Consider the following 1,762-nt stretch of genomic DNA (forward strand, 5'->3'; position numbering starts at 1 on the left):
GAGACGATGAACGAGCTCCTCACCATCCCGGGTGTTGGCCGCAAGACGGCAAACATCGTGCTCTACCATGCGCTGGGGAAGAACGAGGGCATCGCGGTTGACACCCACGTCCGCCGGCTCGCCGAGCGGATCGGGTTCTCGGATACGGACAATGTCGCGGTCATCGAGCGCGATCTCATGGCACTTTTCCCGCAGAAGGACTGGGGCGATCTCACCGATGTCCTGATCGCGCACGGGCGGGCGACCTGTGATGCGAAGAAGCCGCTGTGCGGTGAGTGCGTGATCCGGGAGATGTGCCGGTGGTACCGGGAGAACCCGGCCTGAAGCGCAGACGCTTAACGTCGGAGACAGGTACTGGATTTAACCGGAACCCCCTATTAGGTTCTTCCGAGCGACCTCATGTCCAGAAATCTCACCCTTCTTTGAACCAAAAGGCACCAATTAAGCTTTTTTTAGAGTTCGGATTACCCTCCGGATCCTCAGAATCTCGCAAAAAATCCAATATTTCCAAAACCGTATGCTGTAATTCATGAAAAAACGCGACTTCCCAAAAACCTGTTTTTCAAAATGGGTTCCAATCCGAAAAATAACCTCAAATTAAAGAGATAGTGTTTCCTGAGAGTGACACCTGGACCTCCCTCGAAAAACGAGTAGTTCCCGTCGGATCCCTCCAGTTAGTTTCATGGTGTCCGGACGGTTAGCCCCCCTCAGGATCGCGCCCCGTGACGATCCTGCAGACCGGCAGGTATCTCCCTGTGCCCAAAAGAACAGGGCCCCTGCTTACAGCAGCTTCGTCTCTTCCGTGGGCTTGGGCACTTTCACGACCAGCACGCGGAAGACCGCGTTGCTCTCGTTCTTCCATGTGTGCGGGATCTTTGCCGGGCTCTCGACCAGCATGTCTTTTTCCACGGTCTGCTTCTCACTTCCAATCTCGACAACACCGGTCCCTTCCAGCACATAGAAGAATACATCGACAGGAGTGATGTGCTTTTTGAGCGCCTCACCGGGATTGAGCGTAATGATGACTGCCATCGCGTGCGGCGAGTCGTAGATCTTCCTGACATCCACATGGTGCGGGTTCGGCCCCGACACGACGTTTGCTACATCCGTGATCTTCATCTCATCTCACCCTTTCACCTGGTATATAAGGAAGTACTGATAACAGCTCGGATTTCTGTGTTTCCCTGCTAATGCGTTCCATGAAACGTGCCGTTCGTTCGTGTGCCGTGAAGTTGTCGAAGATCAGGGACTTGGCTGCATCCGGCCATCCCCTGGCCGGACGAGAAAGGACCATAATCCGGAACAAGACAGGTGCGCGGGGGAGCAGAGGTTGATGGATGCCGCCCCGCGCCCTGTCATATGTATCCTCATTCCGGTATTTTGGATTCGTGTGCCCTGTCGGACGTGATGTGCGATCACGTCCTTAGCGATCGTTTCTCTCCCCCGGTGCACAGGCCGGGATCATCGGGATGGTGTGTTGCAAGAGGGCGTGCCTGCCTGCCCTTCCATTATTCTCTGGCGCATTCACGGTGTAATGGAGACGAGTCCCGGGGTGCGTGCAACTGGGATCGTCTTGTTCAGCAGGGATTCGCGTTTCATGGCCAGAGTCTCATTTTTCGGGTTCTTCTCCATGGCCCGCTGGACCAGGTTCAGGGCAGTATGGTACTTGCGTCTCTGCGCAAAGAGCCGAACAACGTCCATCCAGAGCGGGATGTTCTGCGGTTCTATTCCGCGGGCGCGGGAAACCGCAGCCAGCGCATCC

3 protein-coding genes are annotated in these 1,762 nt (G+C 55.7%); 1 reads left to right on the forward strand and 2 read right to left on the reverse strand.

Annotated features, from left to right (window positions below):
* The coding region (gene nth, locus CW742_RS11880) for an endonuclease III (RefSeq protein ID WP_369333019.1) at nucleotides 1-324 on the forward strand (324 nt) is incomplete at its 5' end.
* Nucleotides 325-780: 456 nt separating this feature from the next.
* Here nth and CW742_RS11885 read toward each other — a convergent pair.
* On the reverse strand, nucleotides 781-1,119 hold the full coding sequence (locus CW742_RS11885; protein WP_292420649.1) for a cupin domain-containing protein: 339 nt from the start codon (nucleotides 1,117-1,119) through the stop codon (nucleotides 781-783).
* Nucleotides 1,120-1,524: 405 nt separating this feature from the next.
* A partial coding sequence (locus CW742_RS11890; RefSeq protein ID WP_292420651.1) for a hypothetical protein occupies nucleotides 1,525-1,762 on the reverse strand: 238 nt, incomplete at its 5' end.

The sequence above is a fragment of the Methanoregula sp. genome, assembly GCF_002835825.1.
Taxonomy (GTDB): domain Archaea; phylum Halobacteriota; class Methanomicrobia; order Methanomicrobiales; family Methanospirillaceae; genus Methanoregula.